Source organism: Streptomyces cinnamoneus (assembly GCF_014650495.1).
Lineage (GTDB): Bacteria > Actinomycetota > Actinomycetes > Streptomycetales > Streptomycetaceae > Streptomyces > Streptomyces cinnamoneus.
Genome location: NZ_BMVB01000015.1, coordinates 1 through 23,699, shown reverse-complemented (window position 1 = coordinate 23,699; position 23,699 = coordinate 1). Strand labels below are relative to the sequence as shown.

The window sequence follows — 23,699 nt, the reverse complement described above, 5'->3', positions numbered from 1 at the left end:
GGTGGTGGCCGGACGGCGACGCGCGCCTTACGCGCGGATGGCCGGGCCGGGACGGTACGGGCCCGGGTGAGCCGTCCGTATCCACGCGAGGGGAGCCACGGTCGGGCGAACTGATGTGTGGCGTACGCCTGTTGGTCAACATGCATGCGTTTCCGGCCATGACGCAACTGCAGCCCCTGCTGAATGCGATGTACCGGGGGACGGTGGAGCTGATCGTTCGCCAATTCATGGGGGAATCATGCGAATGAGAAAAACGATGCACCGTGCCGCCTGCGCGGTGGTCGTCGCCGCCCTGGGGCTCGGAGCAGCGCCCTCGGCCCTGGCGGCGGACGGCCCGGCCGCGGCCGGGCCCGCCCCGCTGCCGGCCGCCGACGCCGCAGCCCTGCACAAGATCGCCGAGAACTACCTCCAGCGGCGCGCCGACACCGTGACGGCCACCGGCCGCACCGCGCTCGCGCCCGAGCCGCCCCAGGCCGCGACCGCCGAACTCGGCAGCCGCCTCGCCACGGAGTTCCGGCAGCTGGCCGCCCAGGGCCGCGCCTACGAGAAGGCCAGCGGCGGCTACACGCGCGCCGAGGTGAAGCTCACCCCGGGCGAGGCCACCGTGGCGGGCGGCACCGCCACCGTCCGGCTCACCGAGGACACCCGGCTCCTCTACCCGGACGTCAAGGCCGGCGAACCGGACGCCGAGGAGTACGCGGTCGAGCACACCCTCACCTTCACGCGCGACGCCGCGGGCCGCTGGCTCCTCGCCGCGGACCGGCCCGACCTGGGCACCGGTGACGTCACCACCTACCTGGAGACGCCGGCCGAGGGCAGCACGGAGCCCGACTCGGAGGACAAGGGCGCGCCCGCCGTCCGGGCCTCGCCGGCCCGTCCGGCGGAGCAGGCGCCGCAGAAGGCGGCGGCGTCGTACAACTACTCCAAGATGGTCGCCTACGCGAACAAGTACTGGAAGCACCCCAACAACGACTACCGCACCTACGGCAACGACTGCACCAACTTCATCTCCCAGGCCATGTACGCCGGGGGCTGGAAGCCCGTGGGCGGGTCGCTCCTCGACCGCAGGAAGAACAGCAAGTGGTTCTACGGCCCCCAGCCGTGGACCAGCTACACCTGGGCCGGCGCCGAGAACTGGTACTTCTTCGCCCAGGTGCACTCCAAGCGCACCAAGCCGCTGCGCAACATCTGGGCCCTCGGTACCGCGGACGTGCTGCAGGCCGACTGGGGCCCGCGCCCCAACAACAACATCGACCACAGCATGATCGTCACGGCGATCACCCGCACCGAGCGGTACCTCACGTACCACACCGGTAACACGCACAACCGGAAGCTGAGCAACCTGCTCGCCAAGCGTCCCGACGCCTGGTACTACGCCCACCGCACCTGATCCGGAAACCTCACCCGCCCCTGGGGGACGCATGGGAACACGTCCGGGAACACGTCGTGGCGTCGCCGCGCTCGGCACCGCGCTCGGCGCCGCCCTCGTGCTGGCCCTGGCCGGCTGTGACAGCGACTCCCAGGGGCGGACGAGGGCGGAGCGGGAGACGGCCACCGCCTACGTCGACGCCCTCAACGCCCGTGACGCGGACGCCCTCGCGGCCCTGGGCCGGCCCGGTCGGGAGGGGGCCGCCGAGGACGCCCGCGGCATCGTCGCCGAGCGGGGCGGGCAGGGGCTGAAGGTCACCGGCATGGACGTCACCCACGAGTTCGGCCCCGACTTCGCGGACGTCGCCATCACCGCCACGGACGGCCGGGGCCGCGACCACCGCGAGCGCCTGGCGCTCGAACGGGACGGAAAGACGTGGTACGTCCCCCTGGGCCGCAAGGCCGGGGGGACGCCCAAGCCGTCCTCGGGCACGTCACGGCCCGGGTGACCCGTCCCGCAGGGGCGGCCGGGCCCGCTCAGGACGCCCGGGGCGTCCCGGCCTCCGCCCCGACCATCCTCTCCATCGGGTCGACGGCCAGCGCGCCCGCGACCAGCATGGCCAGGACCACGGCGACGCCCAGGACCACATGGCCGAGCCACACCATCGTGTCCGTCGGCAGGGTGTAGACGCCCACGACGCGGGCGACGGCCTCGGCCAGCAACGCACTGCCCCAGACCAGCGAGAACGTCCGCTCGGCGCGGCGGAAGCGGGGCGAGGCGGCGGCGAGCCGGTCCCAGGCGGCCTGCCCGGCGGGCGCGCCCTTGGTGACCCACGGGCGCAGGGCGGCCGTCATCAGCGGGCGCCCTGCCGGCACGGAGGCCAGCACCACGAGGCCGACGACGCCGCTGCCCGCGCTCTCCTTGGCGAGCATCAGCCGGACGTCACCGGTGACCGTGCCGAGCGCCAGCCCCACGACGTTGACGGCGAGGACGAGCACCGCGAGACCGTTGAGGCGGCGGTGGGCGATCAGACCCCACACCGTCCGCGCGGCGGGGAGGGTGCTGCTCCAGGCCAGGGCGGCCAGGGTGCTCATGCCGAAGCCGCCGGTGAGCGCGTAGTAGGCGGCCAGCGGGATCAGGGCGTCCACGACCAGCGGCGCGAGGCTCTCCGCCAGCGCACGGCGCCGGCCGGGGCCGGCGGTGGGTGCCGCGGGGGCCGGAGCGGTGGGCGCCTCGGTGCGTACGGCCGTCTGCATGGTCGGGTCCTTCGTTCCACGGGGCCGGGTGCCGTACCCGGCCCCTGAAGGCTCGCGCACGGGGCCCGGCCGACGGCAGAGAGGACCGTCAGCGGATCGCCGTGACTTTTGTCAGATGCCGGGGCCACCGGACGCCGGGCGCGCGCAGCGTACGTGAACACCCCACCGCCGACCGCCACTTCGCCCCCGGTACGCTGCCCGAGGTGATCATCGGCAAGGAAGAGGACGTGAGCAGCACATGCAGCAGCACGCAGGGTCGGCACGGGACATGGGGGAAGCAGGGCACGCACCCACGGCACCGGGCGCGGGCGACCCCACGCACGTCACCTTCCCCGGCGGCGCCGTGCACGGCACCTCGACGGTGCTGGCGGTCGTCCCGGTGGACGGCCGCACGGCCGTCATCACCGGGCAGACGCCCTTCCACCCGGTGGACCACACCTGGCCGGACCACCCTGCCGACCGGGGCTCGATCACCGTTGCGGGCCGGCGTCACCCCGTCGTCGACTGCCTGATCGGCGCCGTCGAGGCCGGCGGGCCCGGCACGGGCACCCTGCGGGCGGGCAGTGACATCCCCGTGCGCCGGGACGCCGAGGGCTGGCGCTGGCTGGTGCTGCACATGGTCGAGGACTTCGAGCCGGCCGCGGTCGGCGAGCCCTGCGAGCTCACCGTGGACGCCCCGCACCGCCACGCCCTGTCCGCCGGGCACACCGCCTGCCACCTGGCATCGCTGGCCCTCAACGAGGCCGTGGCCGGCCGCTGGCGCAAGGAGACCGCCGCGGACGTCGCCGGCGTCCCGGACTTCGACGGAGCGGCGCTCGTCACCTCGCGCATCCACCCTTACGGCAGCCGGGACACCTACCGCCTGGGCAAGTCGCTGCGCCGCAAGGGGTTCACCACCGAGGGGCTGGCGGAGGAGCTTCCCCGGATCGCGGAGCAGGTCACCGCACGCATCGAGGAGTGGATCGCCCGGGACGTCCCGGTGCGGATCGTCGCGGAGGGTCCGGGAGTGACCGACCGCCGCTGGATGTGCGTCGGCGAGGGCGAGGGGGCGCTGCGCTTCGCGTGCGGTGGCACCCACGCCGCGAGCACCGGCCGGCTGGGCGCCGCGTCGGTGACGTTCGTCCTCTCGGAGGACGGCGCACAGCTGGTGATGGAGACCACCGTCCGGCAACCCGACGGGGCGGCCCCGAACTCCTGAACGGACCGTGCCCGGGCCTCCGGCGGACCCGTACGGGTCCGCCGGAGGCCCGGGCACGCGGGCGTCACGCCTTCTTGGTCTCCCAGAAGATGCGGTCGATCTCGGCGATGAGCTCCAGCGCCTTCTCGCCCGTCTTCGGGTCCGTCGAGGCCTTCGCGGTGCTCAGGGCCTTGAGGGTGTCGTTGACCAGCTGGTGCAGCTGAGGGTACTTCTCGAAGTGCGGGGGCTTGAAGTAGTCGCTCCACAGCACCGACACGTGGTGCTTGGCGAGCTCGGCGCGCTGCTCCTTGATGACGGTGGCGCGGGCGCGGAAATGGGGGTCCTCGTTGGCCAGGTACTTCTCCTGGACCGCCTTGACCGACTCCGCCTCGATGCGGGCCTGGGCCGGGTCGTACACGCCGCAGGGCAGGTCGCAGTGGGCGCTGACCTTCACCTTGGGGGCGAACAGTCGGGAAAGCATGGATGCTGTCCTTCCTCGTGATCGTCTTCTCAGGTGCGAGATTACTCGGTGCGGGAAGGCTTTTCCCGAGTGCCCCGGGGGGCCCAGGGCAAAAGTCCAGTGTCAGTCTGGGACTGATGGAGGATACGGACGCGGAGGTGCCGTGGTGCAGGAGCAGCTGGACGAGCGCGGGCAAGAGGTGGACCGCGAGCGCCGCGGACTGCTGCGGATCGGGCTCGCCGAGGTCTACAACCCGTCCATGGTCCCGACGCTGAACCCGGGCGACCAGCTGGTCGTGCGGTACGGGGCGGTGGTGCGTCCGGGTGACGTGGTGGTCATGCGGCATCCGTTCCGGCAGGACCTGCTGATCGTCAAGCGGGCCGTGGAGCGGCGCGAGGGCGGCTGGTGGGTGACCGGCGACAACCCGCTGGTGGAGAACGACAGCCGGGAGTTCGGGACGGTGCCGGACGAGTTCGTGGTGGCCCGGGCCTGGGTGCGGCTGCGCCGGCCCCCGGAGGCGGGTCAGCGCTCCCCGGTGGCGCTGCTGTCGTGGGCGGCCTCGGCCGTACGGCCGCTGCGTTCGTCGGCGCGGTCCGCGGGCTCCTCGGGGCGCCCGCTCTCCAGGCGCTTGCGCGCGCGGTAGGCGGCGACGTTGGCGCGGGTGGCGCAACGGTCGGAGCAGTAGCGGCGGGAACGGTTGGTCGAGGTGTCCAGGTAGGCGTTGCGGCAGGGCGTGGCCTGGCAGATGCCCAGGCGGTCGACGCCGTACTCCGTGAGGTGGACGGCCAGGCCCATGCTCGCGGTGGCGGTGTAGGTGGCGCCCGCGTTGGCCGCGTGGTCGGCGATGTGCATGTGCCACTTGGGGCGGCCGTCCTCGTCCCGGTACTCGTGCCCGGAGATCTGCGGGCTGACCGGGAACTCCATCAGCAGCGCGTTGAGCAGGTCCACCGTCCGCGTCTCGTCGCCCTCGGCCGCCGCCTCGAAGACCGAGCGCAGCCGGCCGCGCACCGAGCGCAGCCGGGTGAGGTCGCCGTCGGTCAGCCGCCGCGAGGACTGGGACGCGGGGCCGAAGAGCTCGCGCACGGCATCCAGCGAGGTGAGCGTGTCGATTCCCCGGGCCGGCTGCTCGGTATTGACCAGCCGCACGGCGTAGTCCGAGTAAGAGGCCAGTTCCACTTTCGGTCCTTGTCCGGAGGGCAGAATGCGCAGCTAAGGGACAGTAATGGCCCTTCTTTATTCGAGGGTATTACAGACGGCTGGCAGTTTGCTGCAAATGGGTGGTGGGGGCACCGGGTGACTGCGAACGATGGACGGGTTCCGAGGGCCTCCGTGGCCTTCGCTCCGAGAAGAAGGAGATCACCGTGCGTCTTGCCAACAAGGCGAAGTTCGCCGTCGTGGCCGCCTGCGCCGCTTCGGGCATGGCTCTCGCCGCCGCCCCGGCCAACGCCGCCACGCAGCCGCTGCAGAAGGTCAGCTGCTCCGACGACCCGGCCGAGCTGCGCTTCTACGGCTTCGCCTCCCTGCTTCCCACCTGTTACAAGGGCACGGGAGACCTGGACGTCGTGCAGAGCATCGTGTCGTCGTTCACCACCGGCACCAACTCCGGTTTCGTCGTCTTCCGGGACGGTTCCAAGGTGACCTTCGACAAGGGCCAGCACCTGCCGGGCCAGTTCAAGGACATTCTCCACATCCACACGAACTGAGCCGGCCGGACGGCAAAAACGTGCGGGGGTACGGGCTGCGCGCCCGTACCCCCGCACGTCGTGTCCGCGGGACCCGTCAGAGCACCTTGGACAGGAAGGACTTCGTCCGCTCGTGCTGCGGGTTGGTCAGCACCTCGCGCGGGTGGCCCGACTCGACCACGACGCCCTGGTCCATGAAGACGACCGAGTCGCCCACCTCACGGGCGAAGCCCATCTCGTGGGTCACCACGATCATCGTCATGCCGTCCTCGGCGAGGCCGCGCATGACGTCCAGGACGTCACCCACCAGCTCCGGGTCCAGCGCCGACGTCGGCTCGTCGAAGAGCATCAGCTTCGGCTCCATCGCCAGCGCCCGGGCGATGGCGACCCGCTGCTGCTGGCCGCCGGAGAGCTGGGAGGGGTAGTTGCCGGCCTTGTCGGCGAGGCCGACGCGGTCCAGCAGCTTCAGCGCGCGCTCCCGGGCGACCGCCTTGGTCTCGCCCTTGACCTGGATCGGCGCCTCCATGACGTTGCCGAGCGCCGTCATGTGCGGGAAGAGGTTGAAGCGCTGGAACACCATGCCGATGTCCCGGCGGTTGCGCGCCACCTCGCTGTCCTTGAGCTCGTAGAGCTTGTTGCCCTGCTCCCGGTAGCCGACGAGCTGGCCGTCCACGTAGAGCCGGCCGGCGTTGATCTGCTCCAGGTGGTTGATGCACCGCAGGAACGTGGACTTGCCGGACCCGGAGGGACCGATGAGGCAGAACACCTCGCGGGGGGCGACCTCCAGGTCGATGCCCTTGAGGACCTGCACGGCGCCGTAGGACTTGTGGACGCCCTCGGCCTTCACCATGGCGTTCATGCGGTGACGCCTCCCTTGGAACGGTTGCTGAAGGAGGACAGGTTCGCCTTGATCTTCTGCCACGGGGTGAGCGGCAGCGTGCGCAGCGAGCCACGGGCGTAGTGCCGCTCCAGGTAGAACTGGCCGACGCTGAAGACGCTGGTGAGGATCAGGTACCAGGTGGCGGCCAGGAAGAGCATCTCGACGGTGGCGCCGGTCGTCTGGCCGATGTCGGAGGTGGACCGCAGCAGTTCGAGGTACTGGGCCGCGCTCGCCGCCAGCGACGAGGTCTTCAGCATGTTGATGAACTCGTTGCCGGTGGGCGGCACGATCACGCGCATGGCCTGCGGCAGCACGATCCGGCGCAGCGTCTTGGCCTGGCTCATGCCCAGTGCGTGCGACGCCTCGGTCTGGCCCTCGTCGACCGACTGGATGCCGGCCCGGACGATCTCCGACATGTAGGCGGCCTCGTTGAGACCCAGGCCGAGCAGCGCGGCCATGAAGGGGGTCATGAAGTCGCTCATCTCGTCCCGGTAGATCGGGCCGAGGTTGATGTACGGGAAGATCAGCGCGAGGTTGAACCACAGCAGCAGCTGGACGTAGACCGGGGTGCCCCGGAAGAACCAGATGTAGAGCCAGGAGACCGACGAGGTCACCGGATTCTTCGACAGCCGCATCACGGCGAGCAGGATGCCCAGGACGAGGCCCAGCAGCATCGCCAGCAGCGAGATCAGCACGGTCTTGCCGAGGCCGGAGAGGACCGTGGGGTCGAAGAGGTAGTCCGGGATGGTGCTGTAGTGGACGTTCGCCGTGGCGAACGCGTTCACCAGCAGCCCCAGCAGCGCCAGGACGATGACGGCGGAGATCCAGCGTCCGTAGTGCCGGACCGGGATGGCCTTGATCGCCTCGGGCGCGGTGGCCGTCTTGCGGGCGGCCGGCTTGCCGGCGGGCTCCGGGTCGGCGGCGTCCGCCGAGGCGGCCTTGCCGGTGGCCTTTCCGGCGGCCTTCTCGGTGGACACCTTCTTGCCGGACGGGGCGGGGGGCTCCTCGGCGGAGGGCTCGTCCGCCGCGGAGGCACCCTCGGCGTCGGCCTCGGGCTCGGGCTCGCTCTCGGCCTTGGGCTCGGTCTCGTCCTTGGACTCGGCGGCCTCGGTCTCGGCCTTGGACTCGGCGGCCTCGGCCTTGGACCCGGCGGCCTCGGCCTTGGCCTCAGGGGCCTCGTCCTTGGACTCGCCCTCAGCCTTGGCTTCGGGCTCGGCGGCCTCGGTGGCCTCCGGCTCGGCGGCCGCCTTCTTGTCGGCCTTACCGGCCTCCGGCGCGCCGGTGTCCTTCTTGCCGACCTCGGGCTCCTTCTCGGGCTCCGGCTTGTCGGGCTTGTCGGGGGAAGCAGTCACGGGTGATGCCTTTCAGGGCGTTGCCGTACGAGGACAGGGGACAAGCGGGTCAGGAGCCGCCGTTGATCTTGGCTTCCTTGACGGCGCCGGCGTCGACGCCCCAGGTCTTGACGACCTTCTCGTACTCACCGTTCTTGATGATCGCTTCGAGAGCCTCCCTGAGGGCGTCCCGCAGCTGGGTGTTCTCCTTCGAGACGGCGATGCCGTACGGAGCGGCCTCCACCTGCTCGCCGACCGTCTCGAAGTCGTTGCCCCCACCGGAGGTCTTCACCGCGTAGGCCGCGACGGGGAAGTCGCTGGAGACGGCGTCGACGCCACTGGCCTTCAGCCGGGTCTGCGCCTCAAGGTCGGTGTCGAACGCCTCGATGCCGATCGCGTCCTTGTCGTCCTTCTCGCACTTCTCGGACTGGGACTTGGCCAGGTCGTGGGAGACCGTGCCGCGCTGCACCGCGATCTTCTTGCCGCAGAGGTCCTCCCAGCCCTTGATGTCCTTGGTGTCGCCCTTCTTGGTGTAGATCGACACACCGGCGTTGAAGTAGTCGACGAAGTCGACGCCCTCCGCGACCTTCTTCTTGGTCTTGGGGTCGATGCCCTCCTGGCGGTCCTTGGTGTCGGTCATCGCGGACATGGCGATGTCGTACCGCTTGGAGCGCAGGCCGGTCAGCAGGGCGTCGAAGGTGCCGTTGTTGAACTCGACCTTGACGCCGAGCTGCTTGCCCAGGGCGGCGGCGATGTCGGGGTCGATGCCGACGGTCTTGCCGTCCTTCTTGAATTCGACGGGCGGGTAGGCGATGTCGGAGCCGACCTTGAGGAGCTTGGAGTCCTGGATCCGCTTCGGCAGCTTGCCGTACAGGGGCGCGTCCGAGCCCCTGGCCGACTCGGCGCCATTGCCGGTCGTCGTCTTGTCGCGCTGGTCGCCACAGCCGGTCAGCAGCAGGGTGCCGGCGACCGCGATCGCGCCGGCCGCAGCCAAACGACTCCTGGCGGCGGTCGGGCGGGGGGTGGTGCTTGCGGTCATTGCTGGTTCCTCCTGCGGGTGAGGGGATATCCGACTGGTAACGCTGCAATCACGCAATACACAGCCGATGCCGCAGCACACTTCCTCGTGTGTCGCGACCTCGTGCGGTCTGCGCATCTTGCCATCCGGACTGCCCCATTCGGGGGGCCAGCCATGTCAAAATCGGATAACGGGTGATCGCCAAGCGGTAGAGCATGGTTCACACCCTTTCGTCTCCCGTGTCTCTTCTGAGCAGCTTCTGATGGCGAGACGCAGGTCACGCCCGCGCCGTCTCACTCCTCGGACACCTCGCCGTATCCGTCACCAGTTGACACGTTCCGGCCGTGATCAGGCGGGGGAGCCGTGCCACACAGAGCCGTAACTCACTCGTCGGCCGTAGCGGTCTTCCGGTAGAAAGACCAGTTACACCCCTCACCCGGGGCTCAGGGCGCGTGTGTGCGGCGCGCCCGGTGTCCGCACTCCACCCCGCGGCGGCTCATCCGCCCTCCGGGCCGCGGACACGGTGCCCGACCCGCTCCGCTAACCCAGGGGCGGCTACCCTCGACGCAGCAAGACGACAAAGGGGTCAACAAAAGTGGCAGCGGAGATCGTGAATCCTCGCAGCGACAACGGTGCGGACGACGGAGCTCAGAATGAGTTCTTCGATCCGGCCTTTGCGCTGCACCGGGGCGGCAAGATGGAGATTCGGGCGACGGTGCCCGTGCAGGACAGGGACGACTTGTCCCTCGCCTACACACCGGGTGTTGCCAAGGTGTGCAGCGCCATCGCCGAACGGCCCGAGCTCGTCCACGACTACACCTGGAAGTCCCAGGTCGTCGCCGTCGTGACGGACGGCAGCGCCGTGCTCGGGCTCGGCGACATCGGTCCGGAGGCGTCGCTGCCCGTGATGGAGGGCAAGGCGATCCTCTTCAAGCAGTTCGGCGGCGTCGACGCCGTGCCGATCGCGCTGGACTGCCGCGAGGTCGACGAGATCGTCGAGACCGTCGCCCGCCTCGCGCCGTCGTTCGGCGGCATCAACCTGGAGGACATTTCGGCCCCCCGGTGCTTCGAGGTGGAGCGCAGGCTCCAGGAGCGCCTGGACATCCCGGTCTTCCACGACGACCAGCACGGCACCGCCGTGGTCACCCTCGCCGCGCTGCGCAACGCCGCCCGGCTGACGGACCGCACGCTCGGCGAGCTGCGCGCGGTGATCTCGGGTGCGGGCGCCGCCGGCGTCGCCATCGCCCGGATCCTGGTGGAAGCGGGCATCGGCGACGTGGCCGTCTGCGACCGCAAGGGCATCGTCTCCCCGGACCGCGAGGACCTCACCGAGGTCAAGCGGGAGCTCGCGGGCTTCACCAACAAGGCCGGCCTGTCGGGCACCTTGGAGACCGCGCTGGACGGCGCGGACGTCTTCATCGGCGTCTCCGGCGGAACGGTCCCGGAGCCGGCGGTGGCCAGGATGGCGAAGAACGCACTGATCTTCGCCATGGCCAACCCGACCCCGGAGATCCACCCGGACGTCGCCCACAAGTACGCGGCCGTCGTCGCGACCGGCCGCAGCGACTACCCGAACCAGATCAACAACGTGCTCGCCTTCCCCGGCATCTTCGCCGGCGCCCTGCAGGTGCGCGCCTCGCGCATCACGGAGGGCATGAAGCTCGCCGCCGCCGAGGCGCTGGCCGCCGTGGTGGCGGACGAGCTGAGCGCCGAGTGCGTGATCCCCTCGCCGTTCGACGAGCGGGTCGCCCCCGCGGTGACGGCGGCCGTCGCCGCCGCCGCGCGGGCGGAGGGCGTCGCGCGCAGCTGAGCCGCGACCACCCCGTGCGGGGCCGGACCGTCCGCGGTCCGGCCCCGCACGGCTTTCAGCCCCGACGGCGCAGGTAGACCTCGGGCTGCTCCGGCCTGCCGCCGGGCGTCAGGTCCCCCGGGGCCTCGAAGACCACGGAGCGCCCCGCGGCGTCCGCCCGGACCCCGCCCGCGTCCCCGGCCGTGCTCGGGGAGCCGTCGGCCCGGGCGCTGAGCCGCTCGACCGCCCCCGTGAGCAGGTCGCGCGCGAAGACGTCGTTCCGGCCGTTCGTGTCGCCCGGCGCGAGGTTCGTCGCCTCCGAGGTGAAGAACACCCGGCGGTGGTCCGCGCTCATGACCGCCCCCCAGGACGCGCCGTCGGCCTGGGAGCCGTCGGCGGCGAGGCTGATGCGCCGGGTGTTGCCGGTGCGCAGGTCCTTGGCGAAGAGGTCCGCCGTCCGGTTGGTGTCGCCCGGCACGATCTGCGAGTCGTCCGACGAGAAGAGCGCGAAGCGTCCGTCGGGGCTCAGCCCGATGTCGCCCACGCGGGTGCTGGAGCCGTCGGGCCGGGTGGCGGCCTTCTCGGTGCGCCCGGTGCGGACGTCGTGGACGTAGAAGTAGCGGGGCCGCGGCCCCAGCGCCGCCGCGGGGGCGCCCTCCCCGCCGAGGGTGCCCGGGTTCATGAAGCCGACCGTGCCGCCGTCCGCGCTGATCACCGGTGTCTCCGAGAACAGCCGGGCCTGGCTGCCGTCGCTGCCCACGCTCACCCGCCGGACCGTGCCCTCGCGACGGTCGGCGACGAACGCGTCCGTCGTGCCGTTGGTGTCGCCGGGGACGAGGTCGGTGCGGTCGGACAGGAAGGCCACGTAGCGGCCGTCGGCGCTGACGGACGGCGAGTGGACCTGTGCGGCGGGCTGCTGCCCGTTCCCCTTCACCAGCGCCGTGGTGCGGCCCGTTGCCCGGTCGCGGACGAAGACGTTCAGCAGCCCGGGCGTGCTGCCCGGGGCGAGGTTGCCGGCCTGCGACGCGAAGACCACGTAGCGCCCGTCGTCGCTGACGGACGCGGAGCCGGACTCCCGGTCCGCCTGACGGCCGTCGCCGGCGACACTGACGCGCTCGACCGTTCCCCTCCGCAGGTCCCGGACGAAGACGTCGGCGACGCCGTTGGTGTCGCCGGGCACCAGATTCGACGCGTGGGACGTGAAGACGGCGAAGCGGCCGTTCCCGCTGAGGGAGACCTCGGACGAGGACGCGTCCCCCGCCCTGCCGTCCGCAGCGGTGCTCAGCCGTTCGAGACGCGGCCGGGACCCGCCGTCCTGTGCCGCCCAGGCGGCCGGGACCACCGCCGCGCAGCTGCCCAGGACCACCGCGAGCACGGTGGCACGTATGCCGTGACGCATGGTTCTCCCCTGGTCCGCAGTCACTTCAGATGCCGTACGAAGGCGTCGTGCACCGCGTTGGTGTCGCCGGGGACGAGGTTGTCCGCCGCGCTGGTGAACACGAGGGTCCGCCCGGCCAGGTCGGTGCCCGGGCCGGCCGAGCGGCCGTTGCCCTGGGACCCGTCGTGCGCGAGGCTGACCCGCTCGACCGCGCCGGTCAGCAGGTCGCGGGCGAAGACGTCCGAGGCGCCGTTGGTGTCGCCGGGCACCAGGTTGGTGGCGTCCGAGGTGAAGAAGACCCGCCGGCTGTCGGCGCTGAGGACCGCGTCGCCGGACGCGCCGTCGGCCTGCGAGCCGTCGGCGGCCAGGCTCAGACGCCGGGTGACGCCGGTGCGCAGGTCCTTGGCGAACGCGTCGGCCTTGCCGTTGGTGTCGCCCGCGACGACGCCCGCGGACGCGGACGAGAACAGCGCGTACCGCCCGTCGGGGCTCAGGGCCTGCGCGCCCAGCACGGCGGCGGGCCCTCCGTCGAGCCGCTGGGCGGCCAGCTGGGTGCGGCCGGTGCGCAGGTCGTGCGCGTAGAACGTGCGGGCCTGCGGCTTGCGCAGCCCGGCCCGTTCGCCGGGCGGTTCGGGCGCCAGCTGGGCCAGGCTCCTGAACCCCACCGTGCTCCCGTCCGCGCTGATCACGGGCGAGACGGAGAAGCCGTCGCCCTGCGCACCGTCGCTGGTGACGCTCACCCGCTCGGTCGTGCCCTTCAGGCGGTCGCGCACGAAGACGTCGGTGGTGTCGTTGGTGTCCCCGGGCACCAGATCGCTGCGGTTGGAGGCGAAGGCCACGTACCGCCCGTCGGCACTGATGGACGGGGAGGAGCTGTGGGCCGGCTGCGTGCCCTTGTTCTCGACGAGGACCTCGGTGCGGCCGGTCTGCCGGTCGCGCACGAAGACGTCCCCGTAGCCGCCGGGGTTGCGGCCCGGTGCCAGGTTGGTCGCCTCGGAGTCGAAGACGACGTACCGTCCGTCGGCGCTGATCGAGGACGACCACGACGGCCCGTCGGCCTGCGTGCCATTGGACGCCACACTGACCAGTTCGATCTTTCCGGTCCGCAGCTCCTTGACGTAGATGCGGCGTTGCGGGTCCGCGGTGCCGGGCACCAGATCGGTGGCCATGGAGTGGAGGACGACGAACCGCCCGTCCCCGCTGAGCTGGGCGTCGCCGGTCTCGGCGGCGCTCTGCGCCCCGCCGGCGGACACGCTCACCCGCTCGGTGCGCGGCGCCGCGTGCTCCTGCGCCGCCGCCGGCGCGACGACGACGCAGCTGCCCACCGCCGCCACCAGGGCGGCCCGTCTGAGATGGCGCATTCCTCCCCCTCACGAACAGTCAGGTACGGACAGAAGCGAAGCCAACCGGTCCCGGTCGGCCCGGTCAACGAGGACGTACGCGCTCCGTGCCGGTTACGGCCGTTGCAGCAGGCGCCACTGGACGGACGCGGCGCGTGTCACACCGCTGCGCGGTTCCCTCCCCCGTCCCCCGGGGCTAGGTTCGGCACATGTTCGCCGCCTACGCCGCACGCATCGACCGTGACCAGCCGTTGAACGGCCTCGAACTGGGCGAACGCCCCGAACCCGAGGCGCGGCCCGGCTGGACGACCGTCAACGTCAAGGCCGCCTCCCTCAACCACCACGACCTGTGGACGCTGCGCGGTGTGGGGATCAGCGAGAAGGCGCTGCCGATGATCCTCGGCTGCGACGCCGCCGGCACCGACGAGAACGGCAACGAGGTCGTCATCCACTCCGTCATCGGCCAGACGGGCCACGGGGTGGGCCCCGACGAGCCCCGGTCGATCCTCACCGAGCGCTACCAGGGCACGTTCGCCGAGCGGGTCTCCGTACCCACCTGGAACGTGCTGCCCAAGCCGAAGGAGCTGTCCTTCGAGGAGGCCGCCTGCCTGCCCACCGCCTGGCTGACCGCCTACCGGATGCTGTTCACCAACGCGGGCGTGCGCCCCGGCCAGAGCGTCCTCGTCCAGGGCGCCGGCGGCGGCGTGGCCACGGCCGCGATCGTGCTGGGCGCCGCGGCCGGCCTGCGGATCTTCGCGACCAGCCGTGACGAGGCCAAGCGCAAGCGCGCCGTCGAACTGGGCGCGGAAGCGGCGTTCGAGCCGGGCGCCCGGCTGCCGCACCGTGTGGACGCCGTCATCGAAACCGTCGGCGCGGCCACCTGGTCGCACTCGGTGAAGTCCCTCAAGCCCGGCGGCATCCTCGTCATCTCCGGTGCGACCAGCGGCGACCGCCCCGCGGCCGCCGAGCTGACCCGCATCTTCTTCCTCGAACTCAAGGTCGTCGGCTCGACGATGGGCACCAAGGAGGAGCTGGCGGACCTCCTCAACCTCTGCGCGACCACGGGGGTGCGCCCGCTGATCGACTCCGTGCTGCCCCTCGACCGGGCACGTGAGGGCTTCGAAAAGATGTCCAGCGGCGACCTGTTCGGCAAGGTGGTGCTGACGGTATGAACGACGGATGCCGAAGAGACGCTCGCACATGGCGGCGTTCCTCGCCGTAACCACCGTCCTGGCCCTGCTCGTTCCGGCGAGCGGGGCCGCCGCCCGCCCCGATCCCGGCATCCCCCGGCTCACCGACGAGAGCGGCCGCGTCCTCACCCTGCGCGGCTGGAACCTCGCCGACAAGGACCACCGGGGTGAGGACGCCCTGGCGGACATCACCGAACGCTCCCTGCGCGACCTGGCCGCCCACGGCTTCAACTTCGCACGGCTCGCGGTCTTCTGGGACGACCTGGAGCCGCGGCCCGGTGCGTACAGCGAGCGCTACCTCCGCCGCATCGAGCGGATCCTCGACTGGGCGCAGCGCCACCGCATCCGCGTCGTGATCGACGCCCACCAGGACATCTACGGACCGGCCTTCGGCGACCACCGGGGCATCCCGGCGTGGGCGACCCGCACCGACGGCCTGCCGTACACCCCGCATCCGGACGACTGGTTCGCCGAATACTTCGAGCCCGCCGTGCAGGCGGCGTTCGAGCACCTCTACGAGGACGCGGACCTGCGCCGCGCCCAGGCCCGCATGTGGCAGGTCCTGGCGGGCCGCTTCGCGCACCACCCGGCGGTGTTCGGCTACGACCTGATCAACGAGCCGATGGGCCGCCTGCGGCCGGGCGAGGACATGTTCGCGGCCGCGCGCCGCATCGAGGCCACGCAGATCACCCCGATGTACCAGCGCATCGCCGAGGCGATCCGCCGCGTGGACGGCCGCCACTGGCTCTTCGTCGAGCCGACGCCCGCCGCGGGCGAGGGCCGGCCCACCGGCCTGGGCCGGGTGGACGACCGGAAGGTCGTCTACGCCCCGCACTTCTACAACGCCGCGATGGAGGCGGGCCGCGACTACGACCCGGCGTCCGGCTGGCTCCAGGCGTACGAGGCGGCGATCGTCCACTATCCCCGCCGCGAGCACGTGCCGGTCGTGGTCGGCGAGTGGGGCCCGCTCGACAGCTCGCTGCCGAACATGGCCCGCTTCTACGAGGAGACGCTCGCCTCCACCGCCCGGTACTCCTCGGGGTGGGCGAGCTGGCAGTGGTGCTACGGGGGTGGCTATTGCGCGATGGAGCGGGGCGGCACCCGCTTCCGGGCGAACAAGGAGCGGACGGTGCGGCCGTACGCCGTGGCGGTGGCGGGGAGGGTCCGTGCCGAGACGGAGGCACCGGCGTACCGCCTGGAGTACGTGCCGGGCCGCCGCCCGGGCGTGACGGAGCTGTCGCTGCCGCCGACGCCCCGGGGGTGGCGGATCCACGTGGCCGGCCCGGCGCGGGCGGACGCGACGACCGTACGCCCGGGGGAACGCGGCACGGTGCGGGTGCGCTCGCTGCCGGGGGCGGACGGGCCGGTCGTGGTGACGGCCGCGCGAGGTGGCGACTGACCGACCGTAGGGGGGCGGGGCCGGGGTGGGGTGGGCCCTTCTGGGGGCTGCATTATTACGGCAACCGCACCTGGTCACAGCGCTCCGAACGGCGCCGCGAATAACGCTTTACGCCCCCTGCCAGGGCCCACCCCACCCCGGCCCCTCCTGCCGGTGGTGTCAGGGGCGCCCGCGCAGCGCCCCCACCACCCGCTCGGCGGTCTCCTTCAAGTGCCCGCGGACCTCGGCGACCTGATCGGCCGTCACCCCGTGGTCCCGCGCAGCGTCCCGTACCTCGTCCCGGAACCTGTCCAGCAGCCGGTCCAGTTCCCGGGCCGCGTCCTTGGACGACGGCGCCCCGGCGTCGCCGCCCGCCAGCGCCCCGAGCTCCTTGGCCAGCGCGTTCACGCCGTCCACGATGCCCGAGGGCCAGTCGCCGTGCCGGGTGTGCTGCCTGACCTGCTCCCGCACCCGCTCCTGGATGCGGAGCACTTCCTCCCGCGCGTGCTCCTGCGCCTGCCGGGCCTGCCGGCGCGCGCTCTGTGCCTCCTGCCGGGCCCGGCGGCTCTCCTCCTTCGCCCGGCGGGCCTGCTCCTTCCACTCCTCCTTGGCCCGCCGCAGCTCCTCCTTGGCCCCGGCGAAGTACTCGCCGAAGTCACCGGTGCCGGAGGTGCCGGACGTGCCGGAGGTGCCGGACGCGTCCCGGGCCTCCTGCGCCGCCTCGCGCATCTCGCGCCGCAGATCCCCGGCGGCTCCCCGCACGTCCTCGCGGATGTCGGCGGCGAGGGCGGCGACGGATTCGCGGATCTCCAGCTCCAGCTCGGCCAGCTCCCCCTGCCGGTCGGCGAGTTCGGCGCGTCCGGCGTCGGTGATGGAGTACACCTTGCGCCCGCCCTCGGTGGCGTGCGTGACCAGTCCCTCGGCCTCCAGCTTGGCCAGCCGGGGGTACACGGTGCCGGCGGAGGGTGCGTACAGCCCCTGGAAGCGCTCCTCCAGCAGGCGGATGACCTCGTAGCCGTGGCGCGGGGCCTCGTCGAGGAGCCTGAGCAGGTACAGGCGCAGCCGGCCGTGGGCGAAGACGGGGGGCATCAGAGGACCTTTCCGTGCGGGGCGGAGTCGGCGGCGGTGTCCTGGGCCGGTGGCCGGCGCAGCAGCGCGACGCCGCCGGAGACGGTGGTGACCTTGAGCCGCCCGCCGGCCTTGTCCCCGGAACCGGCGCCGAGCGTGCCGGTGATGCGCTTGGCGCCCCACTGTCCGCTGACGCGCAGGTCCTCGAAGGCGCAGGAGACCGGCCCGGTGGTGGTGCCGGCGTCGACCTCGGCGTCCACGCGGGCGTCGCGCGGGTGCGGCAGCCGGACGGCGACCTCGCCGGAGACACTGGTGAGGGTGAGGCTGGGGCTGGAGACCGCCGCCCCGGCGGCGAGGTCGACGAGCATGTCGCCGCTGACGGATTCGGCGTGGACCGTGCCGCCGCCGCTCTCGACGAGCGTGAGGTCGCCGGAGACGGAGTGGAAGCGCAGGTCGCCGGCGAGGGCCTGGGCCTCGAACCGCCCGGAGACGGTGTCCGCGCGGACGGTGCCGGTCACGCCGACGAGCGTCGTGTCGCCGGAGACCCCCTTGAGGTCGGTGGGGCCGGAGATGCCGGAGACGACGGCGTCGGCGCCGACGACGGCGATCTCGACGCGCGTGGCCGCCGGGACGGTGAGCGTCACGGTGACGCGCCGCTTCCACGTCGCGCGGTCGAGCCACTTGAGGACGTTCTTGGGCAGGTCGTCGTAGCCGACGGTGAGGGCGCCGCCGTCGAGGGAGACGGCGAGCGGCGGCCCGTCGATGTCGGACAGCTCCAGCCGGGCGGGGCCGCTGCCCGTGCCGACGACGTTGACGGTGCCGCCCGCGACGCTCACCTTCAGGGCCGTGACCGGCTCCTCGAACGTGAGCTTCTGGGGTGCGGCGATTGACCACTCAGACTGGCCCGGCATGTCCGGCCCTCCTCGGCGGGGTGCGACCTCGACGGCTCCGACGGCGACGCAACATATCGCGTCTCCATGCTGAACACGATATATCGCGGATCGGGGAAGTCAAGCACGGCCGGGTGGCATAGCGTGGACACATGTCCGCAATTGATCACAGCCGGGCGGCGGGGGCACTGCTGCTCTGCCGGGCCGAACCCGACCGCGTCCGACCGTCCGCGCAGCTGCTGCGCGAGCCGCTGTTCCTCGCCCCCGCGGGCGAGGGGTGGAGCGTGCTGGTGCCGGGGGAGGGGGCGGCCGAGGAGGAGGGCGCGAACCTTGCCGCGGTCACGGCGGAGTGGGCGCACGCCCTGACGGTCGCCGAGTCGTGGCCGGCGGTGGGGCTGTGGTGGGACGCGGAGGGCGCGGGCTTCGTGGTCGCGTCGGGCTTCCGCCGCACGGTCGGCTTCACGTGGCTCGCGGACGGCTCCCCGCTGGGGGAGGAGAGCGCGCTGACGGCCCTGCGGGCCCGGCTGGGTCTGGACCCGGTGCTGGACGCGGAGGCGTTCGACCGGCTGACACGCCCGGACTCCGACGCGGACGCCCGGGCCCGGGTGCTCGGCCTCGTCGCGGTCCTGGCCCGCGCGGGCCTGCACCTCCCGCCGGGCCTGGCCCCGGGCTCGGACGCCCGGATGCTGCACACGGCGGCCGCGGCGGCGCCGGACGCGGAGCCGGTGGAGTGGCCGGGCTGGCGCGAGGCGGTCCGCACCGGCCTCGACGCCTCGGAACAGGGCGCCCTGGGGGAGTGGATACGGGGCCCGAAGGCACGGGCGCTGGGCGCCGCGGAGGTTGCGGCGGGGGTGTCGCTCCTGGTCTACGCACGCAGGAGCCGCGGCGCGAGGCGCGGCTGGGCCGCGGCCGGGGCGATCCTGCTCACGGACGGCGCGCTGACGATCGCCTACGACGCGTGGCGCGCACGGGGCGCCCGCTAGAACCAAGCCCGGCCCGCCCGCCGCCGGGCCCGGCACGGCGCTGGGCCGCCATGGCGGCGGACCCCCCGCGGTGCCGGGCACCCACAGTGCTGGCCCCGGCGGGGCGGGCCCCGGCGCCGCGGGCCCGAGAGGTCGGCTCCGCGGCGGCGGGTACGGGCAGTGCTGAGCCCGGCCCGTTCCTACGTGCCGGAGGGCCCCGTCACTCGTCGTCCTCGTCGTCCAGGCGCGCGAGCCACGTCGCGAGGCGCTCGACCGGGACCTCGAAGTCCGGGTTGAGGTCGACGAAGGTGCGCAGCTGCTCGGCGACCCAGCCGAGCGTGACCTCTTCCTCGCCGCGCCGGTTCTCCAGCTCCTCGATGCCGCGGTCGGTGAAGTACAAGGTGGTCTCCGGGGACGGTTCAGGGGGTGGACGGTCGGTCCTGCCCAGGATAGGCGGCGTTGGCCAGGGCCTCTCGCGCCGGTCCGATCAGAGGACTAGCCTGCTGCATCATCTGCGTAACGGGGGTGGCGCGTGGCGGACGGCATCACGCAGGTCCGGCTCGACGACGGCACGGTCGTCTGGGCCCGGGTCACACAGGCGCAGGAGCTCGCGGCGGGGGAGCCCTGGGGCGCGTACGAGGATTCGAGCGCGGCGCGGCGCGTGGCGGACCTGGCGGGCGGCCTCTCCGACGTCGTCCGCGGCGTCGCGGGCTCGCTCCGCATGGGGCTGGCGGCGGCGAAGCCGCACGAGGTGACGGTGCAGTTCGGCATCGAGCTGTCCGCCCAGGCGGGGCGCGTCGTCAGCCTGCTGGCCGACGGCAGCGGCAAGGCGTCGGTGACGGTGTCGCTCACCTGGACCGAGAACGGCGGCGCCCGCGACGGCGCCACGCCCGGCGAGCCCGCACCCGGCGACGGCGGGGATCCCGGCGGCGCGGCCGGCGGTCCCGCACCCGGCGACGGCGGGGATCCCGGCGGCGCGGACGGCCGGGGAGGCACCACCGCCGGCGGCGCCCCTTGAGCGCCCTCGACGGCACCGTGCGCCGCGCGGTCGTCCGCATCTCCGCGCCCGGCGGCGCGGACGACCCCACCGGTGCCCTGTTCTGGGGCAGCGGCTTCTTCGTCGCCCCCGGCCTGGCCCTGACGTGCGCCCACGTCGTGGGCAACGGCGGGGCCGGCGTGCTCGGCGGGCGGACGGCCGTCGACGTCACCGACGCCGACGGCCGCACCCTGCAGGGCCGGGTGGCGATCGCCCTGCCGATGCCGCCGGACCCCGACGCCCCGCCCCGGCACTGGGGCCTGCCCGACCTGGCGCTGCTGGAGGTGGCGGGGGCGGAGGACGCCGAGTGCCTGTGGCTCAGCGACCGTTCGGCGGTGGTGCCCGCCCCGGTGAGCCTGCACGGCTGGTCCCTGGAGACCGGCGACCTCGCCCTGCGCTTCGGCCTGGGCGTCGCCAACGGCGGTGACGGCAAGGACGGTTCGGCGATGCTGCTGCGCGGCGAGATCCCGGTCGCCGGCTGCTCGGGCGGGCCGGTCGTGGACACGGACCGGGGCGCGGTCATCGGCGTCAGCAAGGGGCGCGGCAAGGACACCGCGGGCCTGGCCGTGCCGATCACCGCGCTGCGCCGTCTCGCCTGCGCCCGGCCGGGCCGCGACCGGCTGCACTCCCTCGTCCGCGCCCACGACCGTCACCACCTGCGCCGCTACCGCACCGTGGGGACCGGTGGCAGCTGGACGGGGCTGCAGCAGGCGCTGCGCCCCGCCGCGGCGGCCGGCTTCACGCCCGTCCTGCGCACCCATCTCTTCGCGCGGCTCGCCGAGCTGTCCCCGCCGACGACGCCCGGCGAGGTGATGCTGCTGGTCGACGCGGCCAAGCGGCGCGTGGTCCAGGGCCCGTACCAGCCGGGTGTGGTGCACGATCCGCGCACCTGGCGGGAGGGGGTGGGCCTGCTGTACGACCTGCGCGACGGCGGTCCGGCCGCCGCGGAGCCCGGCCGGGACCTGGAGCTGGAGGCGGTGCTGCTCTACGCGGCCCGGGTGGCGGCGGCCGTCAGCCGGCTGGGCGACGCCCGGGACCTGGAGCCGCTGCGGGAGCTGAGCACCTGGCTGGGCGGCCAGGCCGAGCCGCTGCCCGACGTGATACGCGAGGACATCCACGAGATCCTGCACGGCGGTGCGCAGGACGGGGCGGAGCCGCCCGCCCCCGCTCCGGCGGGCACCGTGGAGCTGCGCAAGCCCGAGCGCCGCGACGTCGAGCCGGGCGGCCCCGGTACGCTCGCCCGCCCGTGGGGCGATGTGATCGTGGAGGTCGACCGCGCCCCGTACGGGGACCGCTACCCCTGGCGCGTCAAGCTGCTGCTGGAGAACGGCGTGGTCAACCCGGTGGACGGCGACGAGGAGGGCGTGCCGCGGGCGGAGCTGCGCGAGGCGCTGCGCGAGCCGGTCGCCGAGGCGTTGCAGCAGGGGGACGCGGGAGAGCACCTGGCCGCCCTGCACGTGGTGGTGCCGCGCGAGCTGTTCGACGAGCCGCTGGACGCCTGGCAACTGGTGCCGCCGGGCGCACCGGCCGACGGGTTCGATCCGCACACGATGCCGCTGGGGCAGCGCCGGGCCGTCTTCGTGCGCGACCGGCGCCGCCGCGACCGCCCGGCGATCCCCGAGTGGCGCCGGCGCTGGGGCGGTACGAACCGGGGTCCGCTGACCGCCGTACCGCTGCGGCGCGAGGCGCCGGTGAAGGGGCACGACGGGCCGGGCCGCGAGGGCGGTCACGCGGCGTACGGACGGTTGTCCGACGCGGCCGACACCGCCGTGCCGGTGTACTGCGGCGAGGTGGCGGCCGGTGCGGGCGCAACGGCCATGGACGCGGCGCTGGCCGCCGGGCACGCCGTGGTGATCTGGCGCAGATGCGCCACCGGCCATACGGATTGCGCCGAATTCCACCGGGAGGCGTCCCGACTTGTGTTCGAGGCGAAGACCGCCGAGGGGCTCCACCGCCGCATACGCAACCTCCGCACCCGCTGTGCCGACCCGGAGGCGCCCGACCCCGACGCACTGTGGGCACGCTCGATTGCCCTGCTCTACGACTCCCCGGACCAACCCCCGTTGCCCGACACGCCGTTGTACGCCCCCGGCGTGCGGCCAGGCGGCCCGCCGTGACGACACGTCAAGTCCGGGCCAGGGGTGTGCGGCAGGGGTCGGCAGGGCACCGGCCGGGCGAGTACCTTCGAGCCGGGGGACCGGCAGTGGCTGCGGCGGCGACGCGGGAACCCCGGGCACAGCAGGCCCCAGGGGCATCACCAGCTACGAGGAGCCCAGTGTGAACGATTGGCGCATCTATCGGGGAGCCGGCCTGCCGCACGACGGGATACGCCGGCTGCCGCCGCCCCCGCCCTGGCGGGACTTCGCGTCCTCGGGCCCCGACACCGGGGCGGACGCCGACCCCAGTGCCGCCCGCAGGCTGGGCGTGCTGCGCCGGCTGGTGGAGAACCACCACCCGCGCCCCGAGGAGGTGGAGGCGGTCAACGCCGCCCTCTACCTGCGCCGTCCGCTCCTGGTCACGGGGAACCCCGGCACCGGCAAGTCCACGCTCGCCCACGCCGTCGCCCACGAACTGGGTCTCGGCCGGGTGCTGCGGTGGTCCATCGTCAGCCGCTCCACCCTCCGCGACGGCCTCTACCACTACGACGCCATCGCCCGGCTGCAGGACGTCCAGCTGGAGCGGGCCGGTGCCGGCGGGGGCGCGGCCGGCGGCGTGCGCCGCTCGATCGGCTCGTACGTCCGGCTCGGGCCGCTCGGCACGGCCCTGCTGCCCGGTCCGCAGCCGAGGGTGCTGCTCGTCGACGAGCTGGACAAGGGCGACCTGGACCTGCCCAACGACCTGCTCAACGCCCTGGAGGAGGGAGAGTTCCGCCTTCCGGAGCTGGAGCGGATCGCCGACATCGAACCCGAGGTCGGCGTGCTCACCGACGACGGCGGCCGGGCCGTCGTCCGCGGCGGCCGGGTGCGCTGCACCACCTTCCCGCTGATCGTGCTCACCTCCAACGGCGAACGGGACTTCCCCGCCGCCCTGCTGCGCCGCTGCATCCAGCTCGACCTGGAGCCGCCGGGCGAGGAGCAGCTGACCGCGATGGTCAGAGCCCATCTGGGGGACGACGCGGTGACCGACGGCGACGAGCTCATCCAGCGCTTCCTCGACCGGGAGCCCGGCGAGGTCATCGCCGCCGACCAGCTGCTCAACGCCCTGTTCCTCACCCAGCACGCGCCCCGCACCGAGCGCGTCACGCGGGAGCGGCTGGCGGACATGCTCATGCAGCCCCTGGACCGGCCGAGGTGATGCGAGATGACGGCGCCCGACGACCTGCGGCTGGGGCAGCTGGTCGCCCGGCTCCGGGCCGCCGACTGGGACCTGACGGCGGAGGAGCTGGCCGACGCGGTGTGGCTGGCCCAGTGGGCCGGCCGGGGCGTCCCGGCGCCCACCGGGGACGGCCCGGGGGCCCGGCACGCCGGGCCCGCCGCGCCCCCGGCCGCCGCCGGC

Annotated in this window: 23 protein-coding genes and 1 pseudogene; 13 read left to right on the top strand and 11 right to left on the bottom strand. The window is 73.2% G+C overall.

What is annotated here, in order from left to right; genetic code table 11:
- Positions 1-256: 256 nt before the first annotated feature.
- Positions 257-1,390: an amidase domain-containing protein gene (locus tag IE182_RS20810; protein WP_190111407.1), complete on the top strand. Its 1,134-nt coding sequence runs from the start codon at positions 257-259 to the stop codon at positions 1,388-1,390.
- A 31-nt stretch (positions 1,391-1,421) separates the two neighbouring features.
- Complete coding sequence (locus IE182_RS20805; RefSeq protein ID WP_190111406.1) at positions 1,422-1,877, top strand: hypothetical protein; 456 nt, start codon at positions 1,422-1,424, stop codon at positions 1,875-1,877.
- 28 nt (positions 1,878-1,905) lie between these two features.
- Here the strand turns inward: IE182_RS20805 and IE182_RS20800 are convergent, their stop codons facing one another.
- Positions 1,906-2,625, bottom strand: coding sequence for a VC0807 family protein (locus IE182_RS20800; RefSeq protein ID WP_190111405.1), 720 nt, complete (start codon positions 2,623-2,625; stop codon positions 1,906-1,908).
- 238 nt (positions 2,626-2,863) lie between these two features.
- Between IE182_RS20800 and IE182_RS20795 the strand changes: the two genes are divergently transcribed.
- Positions 2,864-3,823: an alanyl-tRNA editing protein gene (locus IE182_RS20795; RefSeq protein ID WP_229844981.1), complete on the top strand. Its 960-nt coding sequence runs from the start codon at positions 2,864-2,866 to the stop codon at positions 3,821-3,823.
- A gap of 64 nt (positions 3,824-3,887) precedes the next feature.
- On the opposite strand, the gene sodN is transcribed toward IE182_RS20795, so the two are convergent.
- On the bottom strand, positions 3,888-4,283 hold the full coding sequence (gene sodN, locus IE182_RS20790; protein WP_071962366.1) for a superoxide dismutase, Ni: 396 nt from the start codon (positions 4,281-4,283) through the stop codon (positions 3,888-3,890).
- A gap of 145 nt (positions 4,284-4,428) precedes the next feature.
- Between sodN and sodX the strand changes: the two genes are divergently transcribed.
- A complete protein-coding gene (gene sodX / locus IE182_RS32145) occupies positions 4,429-4,905 on the top strand; it encodes a nickel-type superoxide dismutase maturation protease (protein ID WP_308432146.1) in 477 nt (158 codons plus the stop codon).
- A 44-nt stretch (positions 4,906-4,949) separates the two neighbouring features.
- On the opposite strand, the pseudogene IE182_RS20785 reads toward sodX, so the two are convergent.
- Positions 4,950-5,408 (bottom strand): annotated as a pseudogene (locus IE182_RS20785) (ABATE domain-containing protein); the annotation flags it as partial.
- Between the two features lie 215 nt (positions 5,409-5,623).
- Here IE182_RS20785 and IE182_RS20780 point away from each other — a divergent pair.
- Positions 5,624-5,965: a hypothetical protein gene (locus tag IE182_RS20780; protein WP_190111403.1), complete on the top strand. Its 342-nt coding sequence runs from the start codon at positions 5,624-5,626 to the stop codon at positions 5,963-5,965.
- A gap of 76 nt (positions 5,966-6,041) precedes the next feature.
- Here IE182_RS20780 and IE182_RS20775 read toward each other — a convergent pair whose 3' ends face one another.
- The 3 genes from IE182_RS20775 to IE182_RS20765 form a co-directional block, all read right to left on the bottom strand.
- Complete coding sequence (locus IE182_RS20775; RefSeq protein ID WP_190111509.1) at positions 6,042-6,794, bottom strand: amino acid ABC transporter ATP-binding protein; 753 nt, start codon at positions 6,792-6,794, stop codon at positions 6,042-6,044.
- 5 nt (positions 6,795-6,799) lie between these two features.
- Positions 6,800-7,801, bottom strand: coding sequence for an amino acid ABC transporter permease (locus IE182_RS20770; protein WP_190111508.1), 1,002 nt, complete (start codon positions 7,799-7,801; stop codon positions 6,800-6,802).
- Positions 7,802-8,225: 424 nt separating this feature from the next.
- Entirely contained in the window at positions 8,226-9,194 is a 969-nt protein-coding gene (locus tag IE182_RS20765; RefSeq protein WP_190111402.1) for an ABC transporter substrate-binding protein, read from the bottom strand.
- Positions 9,195-9,768: 574 nt separating this feature from the next.
- Between IE182_RS20765 and IE182_RS20760 the strand changes: the two genes are divergently transcribed.
- The gene (locus IE182_RS20760; protein ID WP_190111401.1) at positions 9,769-10,983 is read left to right on the top strand and encodes an NAD(P)-dependent malic enzyme; all 1,215 of its coding nucleotides are present in this window, start codon (positions 9,769-9,771) and stop codon (positions 10,981-10,983) included.
- A gap of 55 nt (positions 10,984-11,038) precedes the next feature.
- Here IE182_RS20760 and IE182_RS20755 read toward each other — a convergent pair whose 3' ends face one another.
- Entirely contained in the window at positions 11,039-12,361 is a 1,323-nt protein-coding gene (locus tag IE182_RS20755; RefSeq protein ID WP_190111400.1) for a TolB family protein, read from the bottom strand.
- 20 nt (positions 12,362-12,381) lie between these two features.
- Positions 12,382-13,701: a TolB family protein gene (locus IE182_RS20750; RefSeq protein ID WP_190111399.1), complete on the bottom strand. Its 1,320-nt coding sequence runs from the start codon at positions 13,699-13,701 to the stop codon at positions 12,382-12,384.
- A gap of 188 nt (positions 13,702-13,889) precedes the next feature.
- Between IE182_RS20750 and IE182_RS20745 the strand changes: the two genes are divergently transcribed.
- Positions 13,890-14,852 carry a zinc-binding dehydrogenase gene (locus IE182_RS20745; RefSeq protein WP_190111398.1) on the top strand — a complete coding sequence of 321 codons (963 nt, stop codon included), beginning with the start codon at positions 13,890-13,892 and terminating at the stop codon, positions 14,850-14,852.
- Between the two features lie 7 nt (positions 14,853-14,859).
- On the top strand, positions 14,860-16,269 hold the full coding sequence (locus IE182_RS20740; RefSeq protein WP_229844980.1) for a glycoside hydrolase family 5 protein: 1,410 nt from the start codon (positions 14,860-14,862) through the stop codon (positions 16,267-16,269).
- Between the two features lie 159 nt (positions 16,270-16,428).
- Here the strand turns inward: IE182_RS20740 and IE182_RS20735 are convergent, their stop codons facing one another.
- Entirely contained in the window at positions 16,429-17,337 is a 909-nt protein-coding gene (locus IE182_RS20735) for a PadR family transcriptional regulator (RefSeq protein ID WP_190111397.1), read from the bottom strand.
- Positions 17,337-18,227, bottom strand: a complete 891-nt coding sequence (locus IE182_RS20730; RefSeq protein WP_190111396.1) for a DUF4097 family beta strand repeat-containing protein — start codon at positions 18,225-18,227, stop codon at positions 17,337-17,339. Before IE182_RS20730 ends, IE182_RS20735 begins: the two co-directional genes overlap by 1 nt.
- Positions 18,228-18,358: 131 nt before the next feature.
- On the opposite strand from IE182_RS20730, the gene IE182_RS20725 reads away from it, so the two are divergent.
- The gene (locus tag IE182_RS20725) at positions 18,359-19,189 is read left to right on the top strand and encodes a hypothetical protein (protein WP_190111395.1); all 831 of its coding nucleotides are present in this window, start codon (positions 18,359-18,361) and stop codon (positions 19,187-19,189) included.
- Between the two features lie 199 nt (positions 19,190-19,388).
- Here the strand turns inward: IE182_RS20725 and IE182_RS20720 are convergent, their stop codons facing one another.
- The gene (locus tag IE182_RS20720; RefSeq protein WP_004937694.1) at positions 19,389-19,568 is read right to left on the bottom strand and encodes a DUF6104 family protein; all 180 of its coding nucleotides are present in this window, start codon (positions 19,566-19,568) and stop codon (positions 19,389-19,391) included.
- Between the two features lie 132 nt (positions 19,569-19,700).
- Here IE182_RS20720 and IE182_RS20715 point away from each other — a divergent pair, with 132 nt between their 5' ends.
- From IE182_RS20715 to IE182_RS20700, 4 genes are all read left to right on the top strand, one after another.
- Positions 19,701-20,186: a CU044_2847 family protein gene (locus IE182_RS20715; protein WP_229844979.1), complete on the top strand. Its 486-nt coding sequence runs from the start codon at positions 19,701-19,703 to the stop codon at positions 20,184-20,186.
- Positions 20,183-22,321 carry a VMAP-C domain-containing protein gene (locus IE182_RS20710; RefSeq protein ID WP_190111394.1) on the top strand — a complete coding sequence of 713 codons (2,139 nt, stop codon included), beginning with the start codon at positions 20,183-20,185 and terminating at the stop codon, positions 22,319-22,321. Before IE182_RS20715 ends, IE182_RS20710 begins: the two co-directional genes overlap by 4 nt.
- Positions 22,322-22,481: 160 nt before the next feature.
- Complete coding sequence (locus tag IE182_RS20705; RefSeq protein WP_190111393.1) at positions 22,482-23,498, top strand: AAA family ATPase; 1,017 nt, start codon at positions 22,482-22,484, stop codon at positions 23,496-23,498.
- 6 nt (positions 23,499-23,504) lie between these two features.
- Positions 23,505-23,699, top strand: a 195-nt coding sequence (locus IE182_RS20700; RefSeq protein ID WP_190111392.1) for a hypothetical protein, incomplete at its 3' end; no start/stop codon positions are given.

What these genes read in the sequence shown, in the direction of transcription:
- IE182_RS20800 (WP_190111405.1), bottom strand. Translation starts at nt 2,625, where the DNA reads ATGCAGACGGCCGTACGCACCGAGGCGCCCACCGCTCCGGCCCCCGCG.
- IE182_RS20745 (WP_190111398.1), top strand. Translation starts at nt 13,890, where the DNA reads ATGTTCGCCGCCTACGCCGCACGCATCGACCGTGACCAGCCGTTGAAC.
- IE182_RS20740 (WP_229844980.1), top strand. Translation starts at nt 14,860, where the DNA reads ATGCCGAAGAGACGCTCGCACATGGCGGCGTTCCTCGCCGTAACCACC.
- IE182_RS20765 (WP_190111402.1), bottom strand. Translation starts at nt 9,194, where the DNA reads ATGACCGCAAGCACCACCCCCCGCCCGACCGCCGCCAGGAGTCGTTTG.
- IE182_RS20805 (WP_190111406.1), top strand. Translation starts at nt 1,422, where the DNA reads ATGGGAACACGTCCGGGAACACGTCGTGGCGTCGCCGCGCTCGGCACC.
- IE182_RS20795 (WP_229844981.1), top strand. Translation starts at nt 2,864, where the DNA reads ATGCAGCAGCACGCAGGGTCGGCACGGGACATGGGGGAAGCAGGGCAC.
- IE182_RS20735 (WP_190111397.1), bottom strand. Translation starts at nt 17,337, where the DNA reads ATGCCCCCCGTCTTCGCCCACGGCCGGCTGCGCCTGTACCTGCTCAGG.
- IE182_RS20755 (WP_190111400.1), bottom strand. Translation starts at nt 12,361, where the DNA reads ATGCGTCACGGCATACGTGCCACCGTGCTCGCGGTGGTCCTGGGCAGC.
- IE182_RS20750 (WP_190111399.1), bottom strand. Translation starts at nt 13,701, where the DNA reads ATGCGCCATCTCAGACGGGCCGCCCTGGTGGCGGCGGTGGGCAGCTGC.
- IE182_RS20730 (WP_190111396.1), bottom strand. Translation starts at nt 18,227, where the DNA reads ATGCCGGGCCAGTCTGAGTGGTCAATCGCCGCACCCCAGAAGCTCACG.
- IE182_RS20725 (WP_190111395.1), top strand. Translation starts at nt 18,359, where the DNA reads ATGTCCGCAATTGATCACAGCCGGGCGGCGGGGGCACTGCTGCTCTGC.
- IE182_RS20775 (WP_190111509.1), bottom strand. Translation starts at nt 6,794, where the DNA reads ATGGTGAAGGCCGAGGGCGTCCACAAGTCCTACGGCGCCGTGCAGGTC.
- IE182_RS20810 (WP_190111407.1), top strand. Translation starts at nt 257, where the DNA reads ATGCACCGTGCCGCCTGCGCGGTGGTCGTCGCCGCCCTGGGGCTCGGA.
- sodN (WP_071962366.1), bottom strand. Translation starts at nt 4,283, where the DNA reads ATGCTTTCCCGACTGTTCGCCCCCAAGGTGAAGGTCAGCGCCCACTGC.